We start from the raw sequence: 22,308 nt of genomic DNA on the forward strand, positions 1-22,308 counted from the left end.
TGAACCTGCCCCCCTGCTTGTCCGGTTCGAGTGGAAGGACACTGCCCAGACGGCCCGGCGGCCAAGGTCCCTTTCACCCATCGGAGTGGCCTTTGCCCCACAAACGGGTGAACTGGGGTCCACGGTGCGTGACCGGCCGCTACGGTGACGCGGTGCTCGAAGCCCCGCGTGCCCGCTTGACAGCAACCGCCGTCCACCTGCCGTCCCGCTACCGGACCATGGAGGAGATCCGGGCCCAGATCGCCGCCGCCGGAAGTCCCTACGTACCGCCGCCCGGCCTGCTCGAGGACATCACCGGCGTGCGCGGCGTGCACACCAGCGAGGAGGGGGAGTGCGCCTCGGATCTCGCGGCCTCGGCCGCCCGCAAGGCTCTCGCGGACGCGGGCGTGACCATCGGTGAGGTGGACCTGCTGCTGTTCGCCGCCACCAGCCAGGACATGATCGAACCGTCGACCTCGCACCTCGTGGCCGTCAAACTCGGCGCCACCTGCCCGGTGTTCGACGTGACGAACGCCTGCAACAGCGTCCTCAACGCGATGGAGGTGGCCGGCGCGTTCATCGCGACCCGCCGGTACCGCACGGTGCTCATCGCCTGCGGCGAGGTGGGATCCATGGTCACGCGCTGGCACGTTCCCGACCAGGAGGCCCTGCTGCGGGCCATGCCCGGCTACACCGTCTCCGACGCCGGCGCCGCCATGCTGCTCACCGCCGGGCCCGCCGGGGACTGCGACCCCGGAGTACTCACGCTGCGGTTCGCCGCGGACTCCACCGCCTGGAACGCCTGCACCGTGAGCGGTGGCGGCTCCATGCACCCGCGGGCGTTCGACGACGAGCACCTGACCATCCGGCTGAACGGCGACCTGCTGCGTACGACCGCGGTCGAGGGCCTGCCGTTCCTCCAGCGGGCAGCGGAACGGGAGTTGGACGCGGTCCGCTCCAGCGCCTTCATCGCCTTCCACCAGATCGGCATGGCCCACTACCAGGAGATGGTCGACATGCTCCCCCTGCCCGCCGACCGGTGCATGCCCGCCGTGGCCGAGCACGGCAACTGCGCCGCGGCCTCCCTGCCCCTGCAACTGGTCAAGGCACAGGAGGCCGACCGCATCGAGCCGGGCGACACCGTGGCGATGCTCGGCCTGGCCAGCGGCATGAGCTTCGGCCTGGCGCTGGTCCGCTGGTGACCGCCTCGAACCGGCGCACACCCGCCGCCACCCGCGCTTCCGTCCTCCAACAGCTCCTGCCCGGCTACCCCGCTCGCGAGCACTGGCGGCTCGTGCCGGCTACCGGCCAGCACTATCTCGACGTCGGCTCGGGCGAACCGCTGCTGTTCCTGCACGGGAACCCGACCTGGAGCTACGCCTGGCGCAAGCTGCTCCCCACACTGGCCCCGCACGCACGCTGCCTGGCCCCGGACCTGCCCGGCCTCGGTCTGTCCCAGCCCGTGGAACCGCCGTCCGACCCGAGGGCCCGCTACCTGCACCAACTGGACCACCTGGACGCCCTCTACCACCACCTGGTCCGCAACGAGGGGGTACCGCCGAGCGGTTGGACGTTCGCCGTGCACGACTGGGGCGGCCCGCTCGGCGTCGCCTGGCTCCTGCGCAACCCCGGCGTCGTCTCCCGTCTGGTGGTCCTCAACACCATCGCCTTCCCCTGGCCCGACGGCTACCGGCTGCCGTTCTACCTGCGCTGGATCAGGGACCACCGGCCGGTGGCCGCCACCGTCCACGCCACCAACGCCTTCGCCCGGGCCACCGTCCGCCTCGGCGTCACCCACCGGCTCAGCTCCGCCGAGCGGCGCGCCTACCTGCTGCCCCATGCCCGCCGGGGCAACCGCCGGACGATCACGGAGTTCGTCCGGGCCATCCCCCGGAACCCCGCCGACGAGGCCTGGCGCCTGCTCACACCGCCTGACGGGGACGACTGCCTCGGACGGCTGCCGATGCTCATCGGCTGGGGCATGCGGGATCCGGTCTTCACGCCGCTGATCCTCGCCGAGTGGACCCGCCGCCACCCGCACGCCGTCGTCCACCGCTATCCGCGCGCCGGCCACCTGGTGATGGATGACGCCGGGGACGAACTCGGCGCCCACATCCGCGACTTCCTGCGAGGGCAGCGATGACCGCCGCACCCGACGGCATCTTCACCCGCCTGGCCGGGCTGACCGAGCACGCCCCGGCCACCGTACTCGTACGCTGCACCGGCGCCGTGTCCGCACGGGACGTGACGGCGGCACAGCTGCTGGACGGCTGCCGCCGCACCGCCGACGACCTCCGTGCCGCCGGAGTGCGGCGCGGCGACAAGGCCGTGGTGATGACGCGGGACGCCTACCAACTCGTCGCGGCCGTCTACGCGCTGACGTCGCTCGGTGCCGTCCCCGTGCTGATCGAGCCGCGCGCGGAGGTGCGTCGCTGCCTGGACGAGATCGCCCCCGGCGTCTTCGTCGGGGAGCCGCTGGCCCATGTGGCGCGCCGGGCGCTGGGCTGGGGTCGCGGCCATGTCCGTGCGGCCCTGGTGACCGGCCGCGCCTTCCCCGGCCGGCACCAACTCCTGGGGCGAAGCCTGCCGTTGGCGGTTCCGGACGGCAGGGGCCCGGCGCCGCGCGTCCCGGAATGGCGGCCCGAGGACCTGGCGATGATCGCCTTCACCTCCGGCTCCACCGGGCAGCCCAAGGGCGTGGAGTACCGCTACACCACCCTGGCCGGACAGCTCACCACCCTGGACGCCGTGCTCCACCCCCGCGCCGGCGACGTCCTGCTCTCCTGCTTCCTGCCGTTCGCCGCACTGGGCCCGCTGCTCGGCCTCACGACCGTCGCCCCGCAGGTGGACCACCTGGCCCCGGCCCGCACACCGCCCGGCCACCTCGTCGGCCCTCTCCTGCGCCACCGGGCGAACATCGTCCTCGGCTCACCGGCGGTCCTCGGCCTGATCGCGGGCCACTGCTCCCGCCACGGCCTGACGCTGCCCTCGGTCCGCCGCGTGCTGTCCTTCGGCGCGCCGCTGCGCCCGCGGCTCGCCGAGGCCCTGGCCAAGGCGCTGCCGGCCGAGGCGGAGATCCTCAGTGTCTACGGCGCCACCGAGTGCCTGCCCGCCGCCGCCATCGACGCCGACGAACTGCGCTCGCTGCGCGTCCAGCCGCCCCCGGGCCACTCGGGCACCTGCCTGGGCCGGCCCCTGACCGGCGTCGGGGCACGCGTCCTGGACGCGGACGACACCGGCCTGGGGGAGATCGCCGTCGCGGGACCCGTGGTCAGCCCGGCCTACCACGCCCGCCCCGACGCCACGGCCGCGGCCAAGACGGTCACCGACGGCACACTGTGGCACCGCACCGGCGACCTGGGACGCCTCGACGACGAAGGCCGCCTCTGGTACCTCGGCCGCCAGGCCCACCTCGTCACCGGCGAAGGCTTCACCCTCACCACCGAGGACGTCGAGGCCGCGGCCGACACCGCCCGGGGCGTCCGCCGCACGGCCCTGGTCGGCGTCGGCCCCGCCGGACGGCAGCGGGCGGTGCTCTGTGTCGAGCCCGAGCGCGGCGCACGCCGGGACGCGGTCCTGGACGCGCTGCGCGCCGCCCTCGGCGGCCACCGGCACGGCCGCCGCATCGACACCGTGCTGTTCCACCCGCGGTTGCCGACCGACATCCGCCACAACTCCAAGACCGACCGTGCCCGGCTCGCCGCCCACGCCGCCAAGTACGTGACAGGAGGCCCGCGTTGAGGGTCCTGGTGACGGGCGGGAGCGGGTTCCTCGGGCAGGAGATCTGCCGCCGGCTCGTCGCACGCGGCACCACCGTCTCCTCCCTCGGCCGCCGGCCGAGCCTCGCCCTGGAGAACCTCGGCGTCCGGCAGCACCTGGGGGACCTCGCCGATCCGGCCGCCGTCTCCCGTGCGCTCGCCGGCTGCGACGCCGTCATCCACAACGCCGCCCTCGCCGGCGTCAGCGGCCCGCTCACGCCGTACTGGAGAACCAACGTCCTCGGCACCCGCAACGTCATCGACCAGTGCCGTGCCCACGGGGTCGGCACCCTCGTCCACACCTCCACCGCGAGTGTCGTCTTCCGGCCCGGCGGCCTGGAGAACGCCGACGAGCGCTGCCCCTACCCCCGCCGGCACCTGGCCGCCTACCCCCGCACCAAGGCCCGCGCGGAAGCCCTCGTCATGGCCGCCGACAGCCCCGGCCTGGCCACCGTCTCCCTGCGCCCCCACGTCATCTGGGGCCCCGGCGACCCGCACTTCGCCCCGGCCCTGGTACGCGCCGTGCGCGCGGACCGGATGGTGATGCCCGGCGACGGCACGAACCTCGTCGACACCACCCACCTGCACACCGCCGCCCACGCCCACCTGCTGGCCCTGGACCGACTCCGGGAGGGCCGGCCCATCGGGGGCCGCGCCTACTTCATCACCCAGGACGACCCCCGCCCCCTGCGCGAGATCACCGCCCGCTTCCTGCACGCGGCGGGCCTGCGGGCCACGTGGTGCGCCATCCCGCGCCCGCTGGCCCACGCCGCCGCGACGACCTGCGAGACGGTCCTACGACTGACCGGCCTCACCCGCACCCACACGCTCAGCCGCTTCCTCGTCGCCGAGCTGGTGCGGCCCCACTGGTTCAACATCGAAGCCGCCCGCCGTGACCTGCTGTTCAAGCCACCGATCACCTTCGACGAAGGCATCACCGCGCTGTCGGCCGCGCGTTGACGAGGGGCCTCAGCGGTCGGAACGCCGTCGTGTGGGCTCGGGCCGCCAAAGCCTCCAGCAGCAGCTCCACCGCCTGTTCGAAAGAGCTTATCCGCCGTTTCCGGGGAGCTCGGGGCGCACTGCGGTGAGGGCCGGGTGCCGCCGGATCCAGGTCCTGGTAGACGTTCCGCCATGCCCGGTGGTCGGCCTCGCGCTGCTGTCGTGGGAGGGCGGGGAACGCCGCTTCCGTGGCGGCGAGGCTGAGGACCGTGTCGATGAAGGCCGGACAGAGCCGTGCGGCGTCGGCCGGCCGGAGCCCGCCGTCAGGAGCAGGCCGAGCGGGAACGCGGGGCCGTCGGTCGACACCTGCTGTCTCACTCGTTGTTCGCCACGGCGGCCGGAACGGCCGCCGTACGTGGTGGTCTCACCCCGGCGGGGGCGCGCTGCCCCCGCTCGACCGCTGTGGTCCGCGGTCGGCCCGTGCTCAGTCCTCGTGGTCGCAGTCGCGCCCGTTGAGCGTGAACTCCTCGGGGACGGGGTTGTCGTAGCCCTGCCAGGTGCCGAGGAGGCCGACCCCGAAGGTGCCGCCCTCGGGGACGGTCTTGTTGTAGTCGGCGGCGGAGGCGGTGATCTCGGCCCCGTCCTGGTCGAAGGTGCCGTCCCACATCTGGGTCACGCGCTGGTCGTGCGCGTAGGTCCAGCCGATGCGCCAGCCGTCGAGTGCCTTCGTGGAGGTGACGGTGACGGCGGCCTGGAAGCCGCCGGGCCATTCGTTGACGATCTCGTAGCGGACGTGGCAGGTGGCGGACGACTTGCCGTGATCGACCGGCTCGTGGGAGGCGCGGGCGGGCGTCGAGGAGTCGCCCTGGGGCTCCTCGTTGCTGTTGCCGCCGCCCTTGTCGTCGTCGGAGCCGGGCTCCTCGGGCCGGGAGGTGCTCTGCAACTCGGACGATCCGCCGACCGGGGGCTGTGCCACCGGGAAGCGCGGGGCCTGCCGCACCACCGACGACTCGCCCGTGGACGCGCCGTCGGCGACGGTCTCGTCGTCACCGAAGGGCATCAGGGAGACGACGAACGCCAGTACGGAGACGAGGCCGGCGCCGGCGAGCAGGCCGTTGCGGCCCAGCCGGGGCCTCGGCTCCCTGCCCGGCGAGAATCCCCGGTCGGTGCCGGTGGAGTCCGCGCGCCCGGGGAGAAGTCCCGCGTCGGCCGCGCGGCGGCGGCGCTCCAGGTAGGCGTGTCCGCCCCAGCCGATCACGCCGCCGGCGAGCGCTGCGGGCAGGCCGCCGCCGTGCAGGCCGAGACAGGCCGCGGCCTCGGCGCACTCCACGCAGGTGGCGAGGTGCCGCGACAGGTCGTCGGGGGTGTCGGTGCCGGGTGAGCGGGTGACCGCGTCCAGCAGCCGTGCGTAGCTGCGGCAGTCGGTGTGCAGGGGCGTGTCGAGCTGGTTGCGGTGACAGCGGTCCCGGAACAGCGCCCGCACCTGGTCGAGTTCGGCCCTGACGACCGCCGGGTCGTGGCCGAGCCGACGGGCCACCGAGGTCAGGGGCAGCGACTCGACCTCGATCAGCCAGAGCAGAGCCGCGTCGGGTTCCTGCATGTCCCGCAGTGCGCGCAGGGCGAGGGGGCGGTGCAGTGGCGGGCCGACATAGCGCGCGGCCTTGTCGGAGTTGAGCCAGAGGCGCAGGTCGGGGTCGAGGCGGTGGCCCTTCCCGTCCGCCTCCCAGGACGCGGCACTGGTTCTGACCCACGTCAGGAGGAACGGTATTCGGGGCAGCCGTAAGGCGCGCCGTCCGGCGCCGCGCTCGGCCCCCGCGTCGAGTTCCAGGGCGCGCGACTCGTGCATGCCGTTGGTGAAGGCCTCGGTGGCCAGTTGGGCCGCCGCGGCCGAGCCGGACGTACACAGGTCGGCGTACGAAAGGACCGCGTCCCAGCACTCCGAGAACAGCGCGGCCTCGGCGGCGTCCTGGGGTTTCGGCAGGTCGGGCATGGGTCTCCTGCATCCAACAAAGCGAGGGGGAAGTGCGCAAAAGCGGTCAAATCCCCTCTGAATCAGGGGAGTTGATGGGGCCACCTTGCGGCTGCCCCAGAGCTTTTCACGCTTCCAACACAACTGACAAGCCGCGCCTTCAAATGCGGTTACCAGGGGTCACACAGTCCGGGGGTCACTGTCGAGTGGTACGTACGCCGGGCCCGATCGTCTCAACCGCCACAGGAGTTACCGGGCGGGAACCTCCTCGGTAGCCTCCTCGACGGCCGGCAGGCTGTCCATGAAGGAGCTGACGGAGAAGACGGCGCGGCCGGGTCCGGGCGGACCGTATCCGGGCGGGGACGACAGCCCGAAGTCGTCCATCGTGGCCCGGTAGGCCTCCAGCAGCCGGATGTGGTACTCCAACGCCGCGCCCTGCGGGTTGGCCTTGCCGAGCGGGGTCGTGGGCTCCGGGCACCAGGTGGTGAAGCGGGGCGTGATGCCGTGCGACATGAAGAACCGCAGGCCCTCGGTGGTGGAGGCGATCGCCTCGTCGACCGTGGCGAAGCCGAACGGCTCGGCCATCTCCACACCCGCCACGAAGTTGGGGATCACATTGCGCGCGCCGAAGACCTCCGCCGAGTCCAGGATGCGCTTGTGCCACTCGTCGCGGCCGACGTAGCGCTCCTTGCCCGGGCAGTACAGCTCGAACAGACGGCGGTCCCAGACCTCGTAGTTCGGGTGGTAGATCTTCACGCCGTAGTCGTGGAAACGCCTGACGTCGTCCAGCGGCAGCGCCTGGGCGACGACCTTGCCGATCCAGCGGTCCGGGAAGCGCTCCTCGATGGCCTTGGCGTAGTGGCCGTAGAAGTCGGCCTCGTCCCGGCCCGCGACCGTCTTGGTGATCGCGCCGCCGGTGAGCGTGTACGCGGTGGACGTCTTCGCCGTGTCGTACCGGTCGATGATCTCCAGAGCCTCCAGGACCTCGTCGACGTCCTTCACACCCGTGTACGGCCGCCCGGCCGCCTTGTGCTGGCGCCAGTTGTGGTTGATGTCGCAGTACTGGCACTCCTCCTTCGCGCCGAAGTACTGGCAGACACGGAAGACGGTGAGGTAGATGAGGTAGCCCCACTGGATGGTCGGAGCCACCTCCATCACGGACTTCCCGTTGGAGAGGGTGTGCCGGTAGTACTCGGGCATGGGCGGCACGCCGACGTCCGCGATGCGCCGGCCGTCGAGGTAGAGGCCGAGAAGGCCTTCCTCGTCGGCCCCCACACGGTAGGGCGAGGACGGGTTGACCCGTACGGACACGACCGTGCGCCGCAGGTCGTAGGGGCCGCCGGTGAGGATGATCTCCTCCGGCGGGCGGCGCAGGGCGGCCTCGCCGAGCTCGGGGAGGGTGCCGTGGTCGAAGGAGAAGATGAAGTACGACTTCGGCTTGACCTCGCCCTTGTCGTTGTCGCTCAGCGCGGAGGCGTCGAAGGCCACGCCGCCCCTGAGCAGGTCCTCCTTGAAGACGGCCTCCCGTGGCACGTGCGGGAACCTCTCCATCAGGTCCTCCACCAGTGCGGTGCGGCTGCCCATCCCGTTCTCCTCGCTCCCGACGTCACGTAAGGGGTCGTCCGTCGTCGTTGTTCGCCTCCTCACGGTATGCCTCCGCCCCCGCGCGGGTGGGAGCGGGGCCCCCGGCCGTGTCAGTCCTCCGCGGCGCGGCGGGCACCCTGTGAGGACACGAGGTGGTGCGGCGGGCTCACCGGCGCCGACGGCGTCTCGCCCGCAGGGCGATCGTCACGCGGTGCGCTCCAGCGCCGCCCGGTCGAGGGCATGAGCCAACTGCCGTCCGGCGGCGAGCCGTTCCGCCTCCTGCGTGACAGCGAAGCCGAGGCGGGACACCTCGTTGCCCTGGGAGCCGGCCAGGTGCGGGGTGACGAAGGCGTTCGGCAGGTCGAGGAGCGGGGAGTCAGGGGGCAGTGGCTCGGGGTCGGTGACATCGAGGATCGCGGAGAGCCGCCCGGCGCGCAGTTCGTCCATCAGGGCGTCGTGGTCGACGAGCGCGCCGCGCGCGGTGTTGACGAGGACGGCCCCGTCGGGCATGAGAGCGAGAGCGCGGCGGTCGATCAGCCGGTGTGTCTCGGGGGTGTCCGGGGCGTGGACGGTGACGATGTCGCAGGTGCGCAGCAGGTCGTCGAGCGGCAGGAGGGGGACGCCGAGGGCGGCGGCCCCCGCCTCGTCGACGTAGGGGTCGGTGAGGCTCACCATCAGGTCGAAGGGGCGCAGCAGTTCGATGACCCGGCGGCCGATGCGGGAGGCACCGATGACGCCGACGCGGCGGCCGTGGTTGCCGATGCCGGGGATGAACCCCCAGCCGGGGGAGACGCGTTCGGCGCGGAGGCGGTCGCGGCGGCCGAGGACGTCCTTGCCGGCGAGCAGGATCATGGCGAGTGTGTACTCGGCGACGGGCAGGGCGTTCGCGGCTGCCGCCGTGGAGACGGTGATGCCGCGCTCCCAGACGGCGGGGGCGGCGAACCCCTTCACCGAGCCCGCCGAGTGCAGCACCGCCCGCAGCCTGGGCGCCGCGTCCAGGACCGTCTCGTCGAGCCGGGGGCAGCCCCAGCCGGTGACCAGCACCTCGGCCTCGGCCAGCACCGCGCGGACCCCGGGGTCGGTGAAGTCCTCGGCGATCAGCCCGGGGTCGATCTCCAGGGTCTCGCGCAGGCGGGACAGCACCTCGGGCGGGAAGATCCGGGGAACGTTCTCGGCCGTCATGGCGAACAGTGCGAGGGGACGCTCTGGCAAGGAAGGACCTTCCGGCTGGGAGAGGCGGGCGACAGCAACCGTTCTCTACGGTAGGCAGCTGCTCGCGAGGGGGTCAATGGACCCGGACGGGCCGGGGAGGATGGGCCGGACAGCTTCGCTCGCGGATCGTGGAGGACATCGGGCATGACCACCGAGACCCTGACCAACTGGGCCCGGAACATCACGTACACCGCCAAGGAGCTGCACCGGCCGCACTCCGTCGAGGCGCTCAGGGCCCTGGTCGCGGGGAGCGACAAGGTGCGGGTGCTGGGCAGCGGGCACTCCTTCAACGCGATCGCGGAGCCCGGCCCCGAGGGTCTGCTCCTCTCCCTGACCGGCCTGCCGCCGGCGATCGAGGTGGACACGGCGGCCCGTACGGTGCGGGTCGGGGGCGGTGTGCGGTACGCGGAGCTGGCCCGCACAGCGCACGCCCATGGGCTCGCCCTGCACAACATGGCCTCGCTCCCGCACATCTCCGTGGCGGGCTCGGTGGCCACGGGTACGCACGGCTCCGGCGACGGCAACGGGCCGCTTGCGGCGGCCGTGCGCGAGGTCGAGCTGGTCGCGGCGGACGGGACGACGCTTTCGCTCGCGCGCGGCGACGAGCGCTTCGGCGGGGCGGTCACCTCGCTCGGTGCCCTCGGTGTGGTCACCGCGCTCACCCTCGACCTGGAGCCGGCCTTCGAGGTGAGCCAGCGGGTCTTCGGTGAACTCTCCCTGGCGGACCTGGACTTCACCGCCGTGGCCGCGTCGGCGTACAGCGTGAGTCTCTTCACCCGCTGGCAGCGCTCCGGCTTCGACCAGGTCTGGGTCAAGCACCGCGCCGACCGGCCACGGCAGGACTTCCCATGGGCCGCGCCGGCCACCGAGGCGGCGCACCCCGTGCCGGGGATGCCGGCGGTGAACTGCACCGAGCAGTTCGGGGTGCCCGGTCCCTGGCACCAGCGACTGCCGCATTTCCGGGCGGAGTTCACGCCGAGCAGCGGGGAGGAGCTGCAGTCGGAGTATCTGCTGCCGCGGGCGTGCGCGGTGGCGGCCCTGCACGCCCTCGACGAGGTCCGGCGCGTAGTGGCGCCCGTGCTGCAGATCTGCGAGGTCCGCACGGTGGCCGCCGACGAGCAGTGGCTCAGCCCCGCCCACGGGCGGGACACGGTCGCCCTGCACTTCACCTGGATCGCGGACACGGCGGCCGTAGCGCCGGTGGTGCGGCAGGTGGAGGAGGCGCTCGCGCCGTTCGGCGCCCGGCCACACTGGGGCAAGGTGTTCGCGGTTCCTGCGGCGGCACTGCGCGCGTCGTACCCACGGCTGGGTGATTTCCGGACGCTGGCCGACACGCTGGACCCGGCGGGCAAGTTCCGCAACGCCTTCGTACGGGAGGTACTCGGCGTGTGAGGGCGTCCGGTGTGCGGGGCCCTCACCTGGGGACCCGCCGCGCCATCGCTCTCCAGCCACGTGGTGGCGCCCCCTCGGGAGACTTCGTAAACCCCCTTTCCTAACCCCTTGAAGAAAGCCTGGTCGCGCCATAGCCTTGGCGACCGCGCCGGGGCTGCACGCCTCGCCATGGCCTGGAGGGATCGAGGGGATCATGTCGTCGGTGAAGCGCACCTCACGCGACATCCGCACCGCGAACCGCTACGAGGTGATGCGCCAGATCATCGCCCAGTCTCCCACCTCCCGGCAGGAGCTGGCCGCGGCCACCGGACTGAGCCTGGCCACGGTCGCCACGCTCGTCGGCGAGCTGCTCGACCTCGGCATGATCACCGAGGTCGGGTTCGAGGACTCCGCGGGGGGCCGTCCCCGCGGACTCGTGGCCGTCAACGCGGCGGGGGGCGCGCTGATCGGCGTCGACATCGCGGAGACGTACGTCCATGTGGAGCTGTTCGACCTGGGGCTGAACGTCCTGGCCCGCGCCGAGGAGGACGTCCGCGCCGGCGAGAACCTGCCCGAGCAGATGGTGGGCCATGTGGCCGCCGCCGTCGGCTCGGTGGTCGCGCAGGCCGGTATCGAGGGCGCCCGGGTGCTCGGCGTCGGCGTGAGCGTGCCGGGGCAGGTGGACCGGGCCACCGGTATCTCGGAGTACGCGCCCAACTGGGACTGGCACGACGTGCCGCTGCTCGACCTGCTCACCGAGCACATCGCCTACCCGCTGTACCTGGACAATCCGCTGCGGGCCGTCGCGGTGGCCGAGCTGTGGTTCGGGGCCGCGCGCGGGCGCGGGGACGCCGTGGTGGTGAACCTCGGGACCGGGGTGGGCGCCGGGCTCGTGCTGGGCGGCGGGCTGCACCGGGGGGTGAGCAACAGCGCCGGCGAGTGGGGGCACACCACGATCGTGCTGGACGGCCGGCTGTGCCACTGCGGCAACCACGGCTGTGTGGAGACCTATGTGGGCGCCCCGGGGATCATGCTGAACCTCCGGGAGCTGAGTCCGCGCAGCCCACTGCTGCACCCCGAGGACCAGACGGCCACCATCGCCGCGCTCGCCCGGGGGGTGCTCCGGGGGGACCCGGTGGCGCTCAGGGTGGTGCGGGACACCGCCCGCTACCTCGGCGCCGGCATCGCCGACCTGGTGAACCTGTTCAATCCCGAGGTGGTCGTACTCAGCAGCTGGGTCGCCGCCGCCCTCGGCGAGCCGCTGCTCACCGAGGTGCGCGAGGCCGTCGCCCGCCACGCGCTGCCGCGGCCGATGGCCGCCACCGAGATCGTCCTCTCCCTGATCCCCACCGACCCGGCCTGCCTGGGCGCGGCGACGTTCGCGCTCGAAGGGGCGCTCCAGTCGGTGGGGCAGAAGCCGGGCAAACGCGCCGTTCCGGCAGGGAGCAAGCCGGTCGTACGCCACCGAGGGCGCCCCGAAGAGCGCGAACGTCTACACCCACACCCCTGAGCCGAGGGCCGCCGGACCCTGACCCGGCGGCCCTCACCTCCCCTTACCAAGCCCTCTGCCCCGCAAGGACGTTCGGACATTCGAACCGAATACAACGCTTCGAACAGGCTTCGCCCAACCCCTTGCCGAAGCCTTAGTCGAAGGTTAACGTCCCGCACCGCAAGCCTCTTTGAGCCAACTGGCCCTGAGCCGCTGAGCCAGCGCGGGTGCAGAGCCGCAGCCGTACTCAAGACAAGGACGTCAGCATGTCGGCATTGAGCAACAGCAACTTCGATCGTCGCTCCGTACTGCGGGCCGCCATGGGCCTGGCCGCCGCGGGCGGACTCGCCGCGTGCGGCAGCAACACCGGCCGCGGCAGCGGCGGCGGCGCCGGTCTCACGCAGTACTTCCACGCGTACGGCGAGGCCGGGACCGAGCAGGCCATCAAGAAGTACGCCGCTGCCTACAAGGAGTCCAAGGTGACCACGCAGTGGATCACCGGCTCCAACTTCGAGAGCAAGCTGTTCGCCACACTGCTCACGGACAAGGCGCCCGACTGCTTCGAGTTCCACCCCCAGCTGCAGATGATCGAGAGCGGTCAGGTCGCGGACCTGACCGACCTGATCGACCCGGTCAAGGACGACTTCAACCCGGCCGACATCCAGTCGCACACGGTCGACGGGAAGATATACGGCATCCGGATGATCGACGACCCGCAGTTCTTCTTCTACCGCAAGTCGATGTTCGACAAGGCCGGTGTCGAGGTCCCGCAGACGCTGGAGGAGCTGATCGAGGCCGCCGCCAAGCTGACCACGGACAAGGTCAAGGGCGCCTACCTCGGCAACACCTTCCACGCGATCGTCGACCCGCTGATCTGGTCGGCCGGCGCTCAGCACCTCGACGAAAAGAACCAGATCGCATACCACACCGACGCGGTCGCCGACGGCCTGGGGCAGTTGCGCAAGCTGTTCACCAGCGGTGACCTGCTGCTCGACGCGCCGACCGACTTCTGGGACCCGGCCGCCCTCAACCAGGGTCTGACCGCGATGCAGTGGTGCGGTATGTGGGCGATGCCGCAGATGCAGGAGGCACTCGGCGACGACCTCGGGATCTTCCCGTTCCCGAAGGTCGGCGACGCGGGCAAGCTCTCGGTCTACAACGGCGGCTGGTCGATGTTCGTCAACGCCAAGGGCAAGAACGTCGACGCGACCAAGGAGTACGTGAAGTGGCTGTGGATCGACCAGAAGGAGTACCAGGAGGACTGGGCGCTCTCGTACGGCTTCCACATCCCGCCGCGCACCTCGATCGCGGAGGCCGCCGACAAGCTGAAGTCGGGTCTGCCCGCTGAGGGAGTCAAGCTCTTCAACGAGTACGGCAACTTCGACAACATCGGCTGGACCCAGGCCAGCAGGACGGCTCTGGTGGACGTCATGGCCAACTCCGTCCGCAAGGGCGGCGACCCGGACGAGGAGCTCACCAAGGCCGACGCGAAGGTCAACCGCGAGCTGAAGAAGCTCTTCGGATAGACCGACGGACAGGTACCCACGACATGTCGACCATCACCAAGGACGGCGTCTCCAGCCCCGCCCCGGCGAAGGCCTCTCCGGCCAGGCCGCGGCGGGGGCTGCGGGGCTCCAGCACCTTCAACTTCTGGCTCTTCACCGGGCCGTTCCTCATCGGCCTGCTGATCTTCGTCTACCTCCCGATCCTGTGGAGCCTGTGGCTCTCCTTCTTCGAGGCCCGCTTCACGGTCACGCCCAGCACGTTCGTCGGGTTCGACAACTACGCGCACATGCTGACGGACGAGAACTTCATGAGGTCCCTCGTCACCTTCACGGTCTTCGCAGCGCTCATCGTGCCGACCACCTGGGCGGCCTCGCTCGGACTCGCGCTGATGGTGAACCGGATGCGGTTCATGCGGGCGTTCTTCCGCTCGGTCTTCTTCCTGCCGACGGCGGTCAGTTACGTCGCCGCCTCGCTGATCTGGAAGATGTCCATCTTCAACGGTGTCCGCTTCGGCATGGCGAACACCTTCCTGGGCCTCTTCGGCATCGACAACACCGCCTGGCTGGCCAGCCCCGACCCGCCGTGGTATTGGCTGGTCATCGTGACCGTACGCCTGTGGCTCCAGGCCGGCTTCTACATGATCCTCTTCATCGCGGCCCTGCAGAACATCCCGCAGGAGCTGTACGAGGCCGCCGCGATCGACGGCGCCAAGCCCGGCTGGCAGACCTTCTGGCACATCACCCTGCCGCAACTGCGGGCGACGTCCACCGCCGTGATCCTGCTGCTGCTCGTGGCTGCCTACCAGGCGTTCGACGAGTTCTTCAACCTGCTGGTGAAGACGACCTGGGGCCGGCCACCGCTGGTGGAGCTGTACTACAAGGCGCTCGGCGAGAGCCAGGACTACGGCGCGGGCAGCGCGGGCGCGCTGATCCTGACCGTGCTGATCTGCCTCGTCACCCTGCTCCAGGGCAGGATCATGGGATTCGGAAGAGCGGAGGGGTCCAAGTGACCACCACGACAACACCTCCGGTGGACCAGGTGGACGCGTCGGCCAAGCCACGTCGCGTCCGGAGCGGCGGCACGATCGGCTCAACCGGTCTCTACGTCGCCACCGGCATAGCCGCCCTGCTCTTCCTCATCCCCTTCTATCTGATCGTCCGCAACGCGCTGATGACGGACCCGGAGATCACGGGCGAGGAGTGGCAGTGGTTCCCCTCCGAGATCCAATGGGGGAACATCAGCAAGCCGTTCGACGACCCGTCGGTCGACTTCGCGCGCTCGCTGTGGAACTCGGCGGTCGTCGGCGTCCTGCACACCGTGGGCACGCTGCTGGTCTGCTCGCTGGCCGGCTACGGCCTGGCCCGCATCCCGTACAAGCACGCCAACAAGGTCTTCTACGCCGTCCTCGGCACCCTGATGGTCCCGACCGCCGTGACCTTCGTGCCCAGTTTCGTGCTGGTGTCGTCCCTCGGCTGGATCGACACCTACCGGGGTCTCATCATTCCGGGCCTCTTCAGTGGTTTCACGTGCTTCCTGTTCCGGCAGTACTTCCTGGGGTTCCCCAAGGAGCTGGAGGAGGCGGCGCGCGTGGACGGGCTCGGTTACCTCGGCGCGTACTGGCGGGTCGTCGTACCCAACTCGCTGAACTTCTTCGCGGCGATCGCGACGATCACGTTCATCAGCGGGTGGAACTCCTTCCTGTGGCCCCTGGTCATCGGCCAGGACCCGAGCGCGTGGACCGTCCAGGTCGCGCTCTCGAACTACATGACCGGCCAGAGCGTCACCTACCACCTGATCTTCATGGCCACGGCCATTTCCATCCTGCCCCTGGTGTTCGTGTTCCTCTTCCTGCAGCGCTGGCTGGTGCAGGGCATCGCGCAGACCGGCATCAAGGGTTAGGACAGCTAGGAGACCGATGTCTTTCCGCACGACCGCATCCGTCGACTACGTCGAGGACGTCTCACCGGGCAGCGGGGCCCTCCCGCCCCGGGCCTGGTACGCGTCCTCCGACGCCGCGTCCCTGTCGCTCAACGGCGACTGGAGGTTCCGGCTCTCCCCCACCGCCGACGCCGAGGACGACTCCTTCGCGGAGGAGGGCTACGACGCCGGGGGCTGGGCCGAGGTGGCCGTCCCGGGTCACTGGGTGCTGCAGGGCGGCGGGGCCTTCGGGGCGCCGATCTACACCAACCACCTGTACCCCTTCCCGGTGGACCCGCCCAGGGTGCCGACGGAGAACCCTACCGGCGACCATCTGCGGTACTTCGACCTGCCGGAGGGCTGGCCGGCGGACGGCGGGGCGGTGCTCCGCTTCGACGGTGTGGAGTCCTGCGCCCGGGTGTGGCTGAACGGCACGGACATCGGTGAGTTCAAGGGCTCCCGGCTGCCGCACGAGTTCACGGTGGGGCACCTGTTGAAGCCGGCGGGCAACGTGCTCGCCGTCCGGGTCCACCAGTGGTCGGCGGGTTCCTATCTGGAGGACCAGGACCAGTGGTGGCTGCCCGGCATCTTCCGGGACGTCACCCTGCTGCACCGCCCGGCGGGCAGCGCCCTCGACTTCTTCGTGCACGCCTCCTACGACCACGTGGGCGGTCTCGGGACCCTGCGTGTCGACTCCGGCGTCGACGGCCGGGTCTCCGTGCCCGCCCTGGACATCGATGTCGCCACAAGCGAGCCGGTGACGGTACCGGTCGAGCCGTGGACCGCCGAGACACCCCGGCTGTACGACGGTGAGCTGGTCACGGAAGGCGAACGCGTCCCGCTGCGGATCGGTTTCCGCACGGTCGTCCTTCAGGACGGCCTGCTCAAGGTCAACGGCAGGGCGATCCTGTTCAAGGGCGTCAACCGGCACGAGTGGCACCCGGAGAAGGGCCGCGCGCTCGACCTGGAGACGATGCGCGAGGACGTTCTGCTGATGAAGCGGCACAACGTCAACGCCGTGCGCACCTCGCACTATCCGCCGCACCCGGCCTTCCTCGACCTGTGCGACGAGTACGGCCTGTGGGTGATCGACGAGTGCGACCTGGAGACCCACGGCTTCACCGAGCAGGCCTGGCGGGACAACCCCGTCGACGACGACCGCTGGACCCCGGCCCTGCTGGACCGCGCGGCCCGCATGGTCGAGCGCGACAAGAACCACCCCTCGGTGGTCATCTGGTCGCTCGGCAACGAGGCCGGCACCGGCCGCGGCCTGACCGCCATGGCCGAGTGGATCCACGGCCGCGACGGCTCGCGTCTCGTGCACTACGAGGGCGACTGGGACTGCCGGGACACCGACATCTACTCGCGCATGTACGCCGACCACGCCGAGGTCGAGCGCATCGGCCGGAGCCTGGACGGCGGCACCCACAAGCGCCGCGAACTGCCCTTCATCCAGTGCGAGTACGGTCACGCCATGGGCAACGGCCCCGGCGGCCTCGCCGACTACCAGCGGATCTTCGAGGCCCACGAACGCCTCCAGGGCGGCTTCATCTGGGAGTGGATCGACCACGGCGTCAAGCACCCGACGCTGGGCTTCGCCTACGGCGGCGACTTCGGTGAGGAACTGCACGACGGCAACTTCGTCTGCGACGGCCTGGTCTTCCCGGACCGGACGCCCTCCCCCGGCCTGGTCGAGTTCAAGAAGGTCATCGAGCCGGTCCGCATCGACATCGACGGCGCCGCCGGGACCGTACGGGTACGGAACGCGTTCGACTTCGCGGACCTGTCCTCCCTGGCCTTCGAGTGGTCGTACCAGGTCGACGGCAAGACGGTGGAGGCGGGCTCCCTCTCCGTGCCCGCCCTGAAGCCCGGCGAGTCGGCCGAGGTGAAGCTGCCCCGGCCGCCGTCCGGCGGACCGGACGGCGAGGCGCTGTGGACCGTACGGGCGCTGCTGGCCGAGGACACGGCCTGGGGGAAGCGGGACCACCAGGTCGCATGGGCCCAACTGCCGGTCGTCAAGCGGCCGTTTCCTACGGTGACACCGGGTGACGGGCCCACGGCGAGCGAGAAGCTGGTCTACCTCGGCCCGGCCTCCTTCGACGCCCGTACGGGCGCGCTGAAGACCATCGGCGGCCTCGACGTGACCGGCCTGCGCCTGGACGTGTGGCGGGCACCGACGGACAACGACGGCGGGGCACCCTGGCAGCCGGACGTGCGCTACGGCCTGCTGTGGCGCAGGTTCGGCTTCCATCGGATGCGGCACCGCCTCGACGGCGTCGAGTTGGGCGAGGACGCGCTGACCGTACGGACCCGGGTGGCGCCGGCCGCCTGGGAGCTCGGCCTGCGCACGACGTACCGGTGGACCGCCGACAGGACGCGGCTGAAGCTGACCGTGACCGTGGACCCGGAGGGTGACTGGACCGTTCCGCTGCCGAGGCTCGGCATCCGCTTCGGACTGTCCTCCGCGGACGCGGTCAAGTGGTACGGCGGCGGTCCCGGCGAGGGCTACCCGGACACCAAGTCGGCTTCCATGCTGGGTCGTTGGCACTCCACGGTCGACGAACTCCAGACCCCGTACGTCCGCCCGCAGGAGAACGGCGCCCGCGCCGACGTCCGCTGGGCGGAGCTGGGCGGGCTGCGCGTCGACGGCGACCCGGAGTTCTGGTTCACCGCCCGCCGCTGGACGACCGAGCAGCTGGACGCCGCCGAGCACCTGACCGACCTCCAGGCCGGTGACACGGTGTGGGTCAACCTCGACCACGGGCAGATGGGCATCGGCTCCCAGTCCTGCGGGCCGGGTGCGCTGCCGCAGTACCACCTGCTCGCCGGGCCGGCGCGGTTCTCGTTCGTGTTCTCCGAGATCGGCTGATCGTCCCCGGGCGAGTGAAGGGTGCCGCACGGCACCCTTCACTCGCCCGTCGGCGACGGAGGGACGAGGTTCCGCATCCGCAACCACTCCCCTGCCGTACAACGAGAGCTACGCGCCGAAGCCGGCGTACACGGGGCTGTCGAACGGGCTGAAACCGAACGACTGAGGCCCCGTCATGGAGACGCGCGAGCGGCAGGACCCGGAGGCCGGACCGGGCCCCTTCCACCTTCCCACGCGTGTTCCCGGCCCGGCGCACTTCTTCCCTGTCTTCACTGTTTCCCCAACCGACCTTTCACGTCACACTGTTCGCCACTGAACTTGAGCACTGTTCAAGTTCCTCCGCGTTCCCCCTCGCTCCCCGACCGGAGACACCTTCACCATGAGAAGACTTCTCGGCGCACTCGCGGCCGGCGCACTCGCCGTCACCGGCCTCGCCACCACCGGCTCGACGCCCGCGGCGGCGGCCACCAGCGGCACCTTCAACGTGCTGACGTACAACGTCGCCGGCCTCCCGGAAGGGCTGAGCTCCGGCAGTCCGGCGACGAACACCCCGCTGATATCGCCGCGCCTCGGCGCGTACGACATCGTCAACGTGCAGGAGGACTTCAACTACCACGCGGCGCTGTACGCGGGCGACGACCACCCCCACCGCACGGCGACCAGCGGTGGTGTGCCCTTCGGCGACGGCCTCAACACGCTGTCGGACCTCGCGTTCGAGGACTTCGAGCGGGTGAAGTGGAACAACTGCACCGGCACCAACTGCCTCACCCCCAAGGGCTTCTCGCTGGCCCGGGTCCGGCTCGACGAGGGCGCCTTCGTCGACCTCTACAACGTGCACACCAACGCCGACGCCACCGACGACGCGCTCGCCGCCCGCCGGGCCAACGTCGAGCAGCTCTCGGACTTCATCCAGGCGAACTCGGCGGGCAACGCGGTGATCGTCATGGGCGACACCAACACCCGCTACACGCGCACCGGCGACAACATCCGTACCCTTCTCGCCGAGAACGGCCTCACGGACCCGTGGGTGCGGCTGGTCAAGGGCGGCACACCCCCGGCACCGGGCAGCGACGCGCTGGTCTGCCCGACGACCGCCCCGACCAACGACTGCGAGGTCGTCGACAAGGTCCTCTACCGGGACAGTGACGTGGTGAACCTGACCGCCACCCGCTACCACAACGAGTGGGCGAAGTTCCTCGACCCGGCGGGCGGCAACCTCTCCGACCACTTCCCGCACACCGTCGACTTCTCCTGGACCCTCAACTCCAAGCTCCGGGCCAGCGACTTCTTCGGCGGCCCGCACGGCACCGCGTACAACGACGCGGACGACCTCCCGGCGACGGTCTCACCGCGCACCCTGACCCTGCGCGGCGGCTCCCGCCTCGACGCGGTCTCGCTCACGCACGACGGCGGTACGACGCTGGCCCACGGCGGCACGGGTGGCACGGCGGCCTCCCTCACCCTGGCCTCCGGTGAACACCTCACCTCCGTGAAGCTGACCCAGGGCCAGAAGAACGGCCGCACCCGGATCTTCTCCGCCGCCTTCGGCACCGACAAGGGCCGTATGCTGACCGCCGGCACGGCCACCACCGCCACGAAGACCTTCACCGCCCCCACCGGCTGGCAGATCGTCGGCTTCACCGGCCGCTCGGGCACCGAGATCGACAAGCTGGGCGTGCTGTACGCGCCGATCGGCTGACCTGCGCCGATACGCCCGGTGAGCGCCGTCGCCGCCTCGCCCGCAAGTCCGTCGTCGGCTCGCTCGTGGCGGCGTCCGTGCAAGGACGGGACGCTGACCCGGGCGTACGCGCCCGCCACCCCGTCCTGCACGACCGCCCTCACCGGCGCCTCCCCGACCACGAAGCCGCTGAAGACCGCCCGCCTCAAGCCCTGAGGCCCCGCCCGTCGCACGACAGCCTGCCGTGGGAAGATTCCTGTGGTGTTCTCACGTCGACCTGACGCCGACGGGTACGAGGTCCGGCGAGGTGACCGCTCCGTCCGTCAGCCGGGCCCGTACCTCGGCCCCGCCGGTCCACTGGACAAGGAGTTCGCCGGGCCCCTCCACCCGTACCGACACCGTCTCCTGAAGAGGTACCGGGTCCGGTTCGGCCGTGAGGCGGGCGAGGACGGCGAAGAGGGTGGCGCCGTCGGAGGTCATTCCTTCGTGCTCGTCGGTGAGGCCGACGGCGGGGCGGAGTTCGGTGCGCACACCGCCCCGTGCCGCCCAGCCGGTCACGCGGACCGGGGTCCCGGGCGCGGCGCCCACCACGAGATGAGCGCGTACCTCCACCGCCCCGCGCGCGAGCACGAGGCTCGTCACCCGTGCTCCCGCGCCGGCCGTGTGGCGGGACGCCGCCCATCCCTCGCCCACGCCCAGCGGTTCGATGTCCGTCCGGCGCGGGTCGCCGTCGACGATCACGCTGTTGTCGTGGGACTCCGCGGGCTCCGCCAGGGGTACGGGGACCGTCACCGTCGAGTACGCGAGCCGGGTGTAGAACGGGTCGTAGCGGACGTCCTCGCTGCCGTGGTTGTGGAGGCGGACGACGCCGTCCGCACGTGTGGACTGCACCAGCCAGTTGGGCGGGCCCACCGGCCGCACCTCGTCGCCCCGTTCCGCCGGCCCCGGCTCCTCCGTCGCCGTCCACACCTCGTGGTCCGGCGGCAGCAGCAGGCCGAGGAAGCCCTTGGCGGCCCAGTACGGGGAGGCAGGGCCCGAATAACCTTGCAGGACGGCGGAGTCGGGGCCGTGCCAGCCCAGCGACAGCAGGCCCCGGCCGTCGACGGCGCCCCGGTCGAGGAAGTACTTCAGCGCGCCCGACGCCAGCCGCCTCGTCTCGCCCGGCGACAGCGGCGTACGGCCGGTGAGGGCGCCCAGCCAGAGGGGGGCCGTCGTCGCGAAGCGGTACGTGAGGGAGCGGCCCTGGTGCAGGGGGGCGCCGTCGCCTCCGAACAGGCGGGCGTAGTCGGCGAGATGGGCCGAGAGACGGTCGCCGTAGCGGGCGAGGAGGGGTTCGTCGTTCGCGAGCCAGGCGTGGAGCACCGGGTAGAGGTGCATCGCCCAGCCGTTGTAGTAGTCGAACTTGCGGCCGTCGCCGTCGGTGTACCAACCGTCGCCGGCGTACCACTGCTCGATGCGGTCGAGCCTGTGGTCGATCACCCGGCGCGACGACTCCGGTTCGTGGCCGACCTCTTCGAGGAAGCCGCCGACGGTGACCGGGAACAACTCCCAGTTGCAGGGCCAGGGTTCGGCGGTGAGCGCGTCGCCGAGCCAGGCCGCCGCCCGCTGGCGGACGGCGTCGTCGAGCCGGTCCCAGAGCAGTTCCCGGGTGACGCGCAGCGCGAAGGCGATCGACGCGGCCTCCACAAGGGGCTGGCCTCGGTCCTCGATACGCGGCCAGACACCCGACACCCCGGCCGCGAGGCCCTCGCCGTAGCGGGCGAGCGCCTTCTCGTCCCGCCGGAAGGCGGCGAGGAGCAGCGTCCGGGCGTACCCCTCCAGGCCGTCGGAGAGGTGTCCCGACCAGCTCGTGCGGTCGCCCGGCAGGTGGTACAGCGCCCCGTCGGCGGTCGCGTACGGTTCGACGGCGGCCAGCAGCGCGTCGGCGGCGGCCTCCCAGTGGGCGCGGGTGTAGCCGGTGCGGGGGCTGAGGACGCGGTCCTCGGCGGGCTGGGAGGGCATGGTGCGCACGCTTCCTGTGTCGTTGCTCGGCGGTTC

Annotated in this window: 16 protein-coding genes; 12 read left to right on the plus strand and 4 right to left on the minus strand. The window is 71.3% G+C overall.

Translation table 11 applies throughout. The features are described from left to right. Positions 1-128: 128 nt before the first annotated feature. The 4 genes from WBG99_RS06600 to WBG99_RS06615 are packed head-to-tail and all read left to right on the plus strand — an operon-like array spanning position 129 to position 4,697. On the plus strand, positions 129-1,181 hold the full coding sequence (locus WBG99_RS06600) for a 3-oxoacyl-[acyl-carrier-protein] synthase III C-terminal domain-containing protein (protein ID WP_338895412.1): 1,053 nt from the start codon (positions 129-131) through the stop codon (positions 1,179-1,181). Next, complete coding sequence (locus WBG99_RS06605) at positions 1,178-2,122, plus strand: alpha/beta fold hydrolase (RefSeq protein ID WP_338895413.1); 945 nt, start codon at positions 1,178-1,180, stop codon at positions 2,120-2,122. The genes WBG99_RS06600 and WBG99_RS06605 overlap by 4 nt, the downstream gene beginning before the upstream one ends. Then, on the plus strand, positions 2,119-3,720 hold the full coding sequence (locus WBG99_RS06610; protein WP_338895414.1) for an AMP-binding protein: 1,602 nt from the start codon (positions 2,119-2,121) through the stop codon (positions 3,718-3,720). The genes WBG99_RS06605 and WBG99_RS06610 overlap by 4 nt, the downstream gene beginning before the upstream one ends. After that, positions 3,717-4,697, plus strand: coding sequence for an NAD-dependent epimerase/dehydratase family protein (locus tag WBG99_RS06615; RefSeq protein ID WP_338895415.1), 981 nt, complete (start codon positions 3,717-3,719; stop codon positions 4,695-4,697). The genes WBG99_RS06610 and WBG99_RS06615 overlap by 4 nt, the downstream gene beginning before the upstream one ends. A gap of 463 nt (positions 4,698-5,160) precedes the next feature. On the opposite strand, the gene WBG99_RS06620 is transcribed toward WBG99_RS06615, so the two are convergent. The 3 genes from WBG99_RS06620 to WBG99_RS06630 all read right to left on the minus strand — a co-directional run bounded on the left by WBG99_RS06620 (position 5,161) and on the right by WBG99_RS06630 (position 9,441). Further along, positions 5,161-6,666 carry a cellulose-binding domain-containing protein gene (locus tag WBG99_RS06620; protein WP_338895416.1) on the minus strand — a complete coding sequence of 502 codons (1,506 nt, stop codon included), beginning with the start codon at positions 6,664-6,666 and terminating at the stop codon, positions 5,161-5,163. Between the two features lie 228 nt (positions 6,667-6,894). Next, on the minus strand, positions 6,895-8,229 hold the full coding sequence (locus tag WBG99_RS06625) for a radical SAM protein (RefSeq protein WP_338895417.1): 1,335 nt from the start codon (positions 8,227-8,229) through the stop codon (positions 6,895-6,897). A gap of 204 nt (positions 8,230-8,433) precedes the next feature. Next, on the minus strand, positions 8,434-9,441 hold the full coding sequence (locus WBG99_RS06630; protein WP_338895418.1) for a hydroxyacid dehydrogenase: 1,008 nt from the start codon (positions 9,439-9,441) through the stop codon (positions 8,434-8,436). Between the two features lie 144 nt (positions 9,442-9,585). Here WBG99_RS06630 and WBG99_RS06635 point away from each other — a divergent pair, with 144 nt between their 5' ends. The 8 genes from WBG99_RS06635 (at position 9,586) to WBG99_RS06670 (ending at position 20,487) form a co-directional block, all read left to right on the plus strand. Beyond that, the gene (locus tag WBG99_RS06635) at positions 9,586-10,833 is read left to right on the plus strand and encodes an FAD-binding protein (RefSeq protein WP_338895419.1); all 1,248 of its coding nucleotides are present in this window, start codon (positions 9,586-9,588) and stop codon (positions 10,831-10,833) included. A 193-nt stretch (positions 10,834-11,026) separates the two neighbouring features. Further along, on the plus strand, positions 11,027-12,322 hold the full coding sequence (locus WBG99_RS06640) for an ROK family transcriptional regulator (protein ID WP_338895420.1): 1,296 nt from the start codon (positions 11,027-11,029) through the stop codon (positions 12,320-12,322). Between the two features lie 245 nt (positions 12,323-12,567). Beyond that, on the plus strand, positions 12,568-13,827 hold the full coding sequence (locus WBG99_RS06645; RefSeq protein WP_338895421.1) for a sugar ABC transporter substrate-binding protein: 1,260 nt from the start codon (positions 12,568-12,570) through the stop codon (positions 13,825-13,827). 23 nt (positions 13,828-13,850) lie between these two features. Next, entirely contained in the window at positions 13,851-14,816 is a 966-nt protein-coding gene (locus WBG99_RS06650; RefSeq protein WP_338895422.1) for a sugar ABC transporter permease, read from the plus strand. After that, positions 14,813-15,706: a carbohydrate ABC transporter permease gene (locus WBG99_RS06655; protein WP_338895423.1), complete on the plus strand. Its 894-nt coding sequence runs from the start codon at positions 14,813-14,815 to the stop codon at positions 15,704-15,706. The genes WBG99_RS06650 and WBG99_RS06655 overlap by 4 nt, the downstream gene beginning before the upstream one ends. Before the next feature lie 16 nt (positions 15,707-15,722). Further along, positions 15,723-18,593, plus strand: coding sequence for a glycoside hydrolase family 2 TIM barrel-domain containing protein (locus WBG99_RS06660; RefSeq protein ID WP_338895424.1), 2,871 nt, complete (start codon positions 15,723-15,725; stop codon positions 18,591-18,593). A gap of 379 nt (positions 18,594-18,972) precedes the next feature. Next, entirely contained in the window at positions 18,973-20,292 is a 1,320-nt protein-coding gene (locus WBG99_RS06665) for a jacalin-like lectin (protein ID WP_338895425.1), read from the plus strand. A gap of 18 nt (positions 20,293-20,310) precedes the next feature. Then, positions 20,311-20,487: a hypothetical protein gene (locus tag WBG99_RS06670; protein WP_338895426.1), complete on the plus strand. Its 177-nt coding sequence runs from the start codon at positions 20,311-20,313 to the stop codon at positions 20,485-20,487. 51 nt (positions 20,488-20,538) lie between these two features. On the opposite strand, the gene WBG99_RS06675 is transcribed toward WBG99_RS06670, so the two are convergent. Continuing rightward, positions 20,539-22,272, minus strand: a complete 1,734-nt coding sequence (locus WBG99_RS06675; RefSeq protein ID WP_338895427.1) for a DUF2264 domain-containing protein — start codon at positions 22,270-22,272, stop codon at positions 20,539-20,541. Positions 22,273-22,308: the final 36 nt, after the last annotated feature.

Source organism: Streptomyces sp. TG1A-60, from assembly GCF_037201975.1.
Lineage (GTDB): Bacteria > Actinomycetota > Actinomycetes > Streptomycetales > Streptomycetaceae > Streptomyces.

Excerpts from the sequence above, each read along its gene's own strand:
- WBG99_RS06610 (WP_338895414.1), top strand. The coding sequence starts at position 2,119 with ATGACCGCCGCACCCGACGGCATCTTCACCCGCCTGGCCGGGCTGACC.
- WBG99_RS06620 (WP_338895416.1), bottom strand. The coding sequence starts at position 6,666 with ATGCCCGACCTGCCGAAACCCCAGGACGCCGCCGAGGCCGCGCTGTTC.
- WBG99_RS06625 (WP_338895417.1), bottom strand. The coding sequence starts at position 8,229 with ATGGGCAGCCGCACCGCACTGGTGGAGGACCTGATGGAGAGGTTCCCG.
- WBG99_RS06635 (WP_338895419.1), top strand. The coding sequence starts at position 9,586 with ATGACCACCGAGACCCTGACCAACTGGGCCCGGAACATCACGTACACC.
- WBG99_RS06640 (WP_338895420.1), top strand. The coding sequence starts at position 11,027 with ATGTCGTCGGTGAAGCGCACCTCACGCGACATCCGCACCGCGAACCGC.
- WBG99_RS06645 (WP_338895421.1), top strand. The coding sequence starts at position 12,568 with ATGTCGGCATTGAGCAACAGCAACTTCGATCGTCGCTCCGTACTGCGG.
- WBG99_RS06650 (WP_338895422.1), top strand. The coding sequence starts at position 13,851 with ATGTCGACCATCACCAAGGACGGCGTCTCCAGCCCCGCCCCGGCGAAG.
- WBG99_RS06660 (WP_338895424.1), top strand. The coding sequence starts at position 15,723 with ATGTCTTTCCGCACGACCGCATCCGTCGACTACGTCGAGGACGTCTCA.
- WBG99_RS06665 (WP_338895425.1), top strand. The coding sequence starts at position 18,973 with ATGAGAAGACTTCTCGGCGCACTCGCGGCCGGCGCACTCGCCGTCACC.
- WBG99_RS06675 (WP_338895427.1), bottom strand. The coding sequence starts at position 22,272 with ATGCCCTCCCAGCCCGCCGAGGACCGCGTCCTCAGCCCCCGCACCGGC.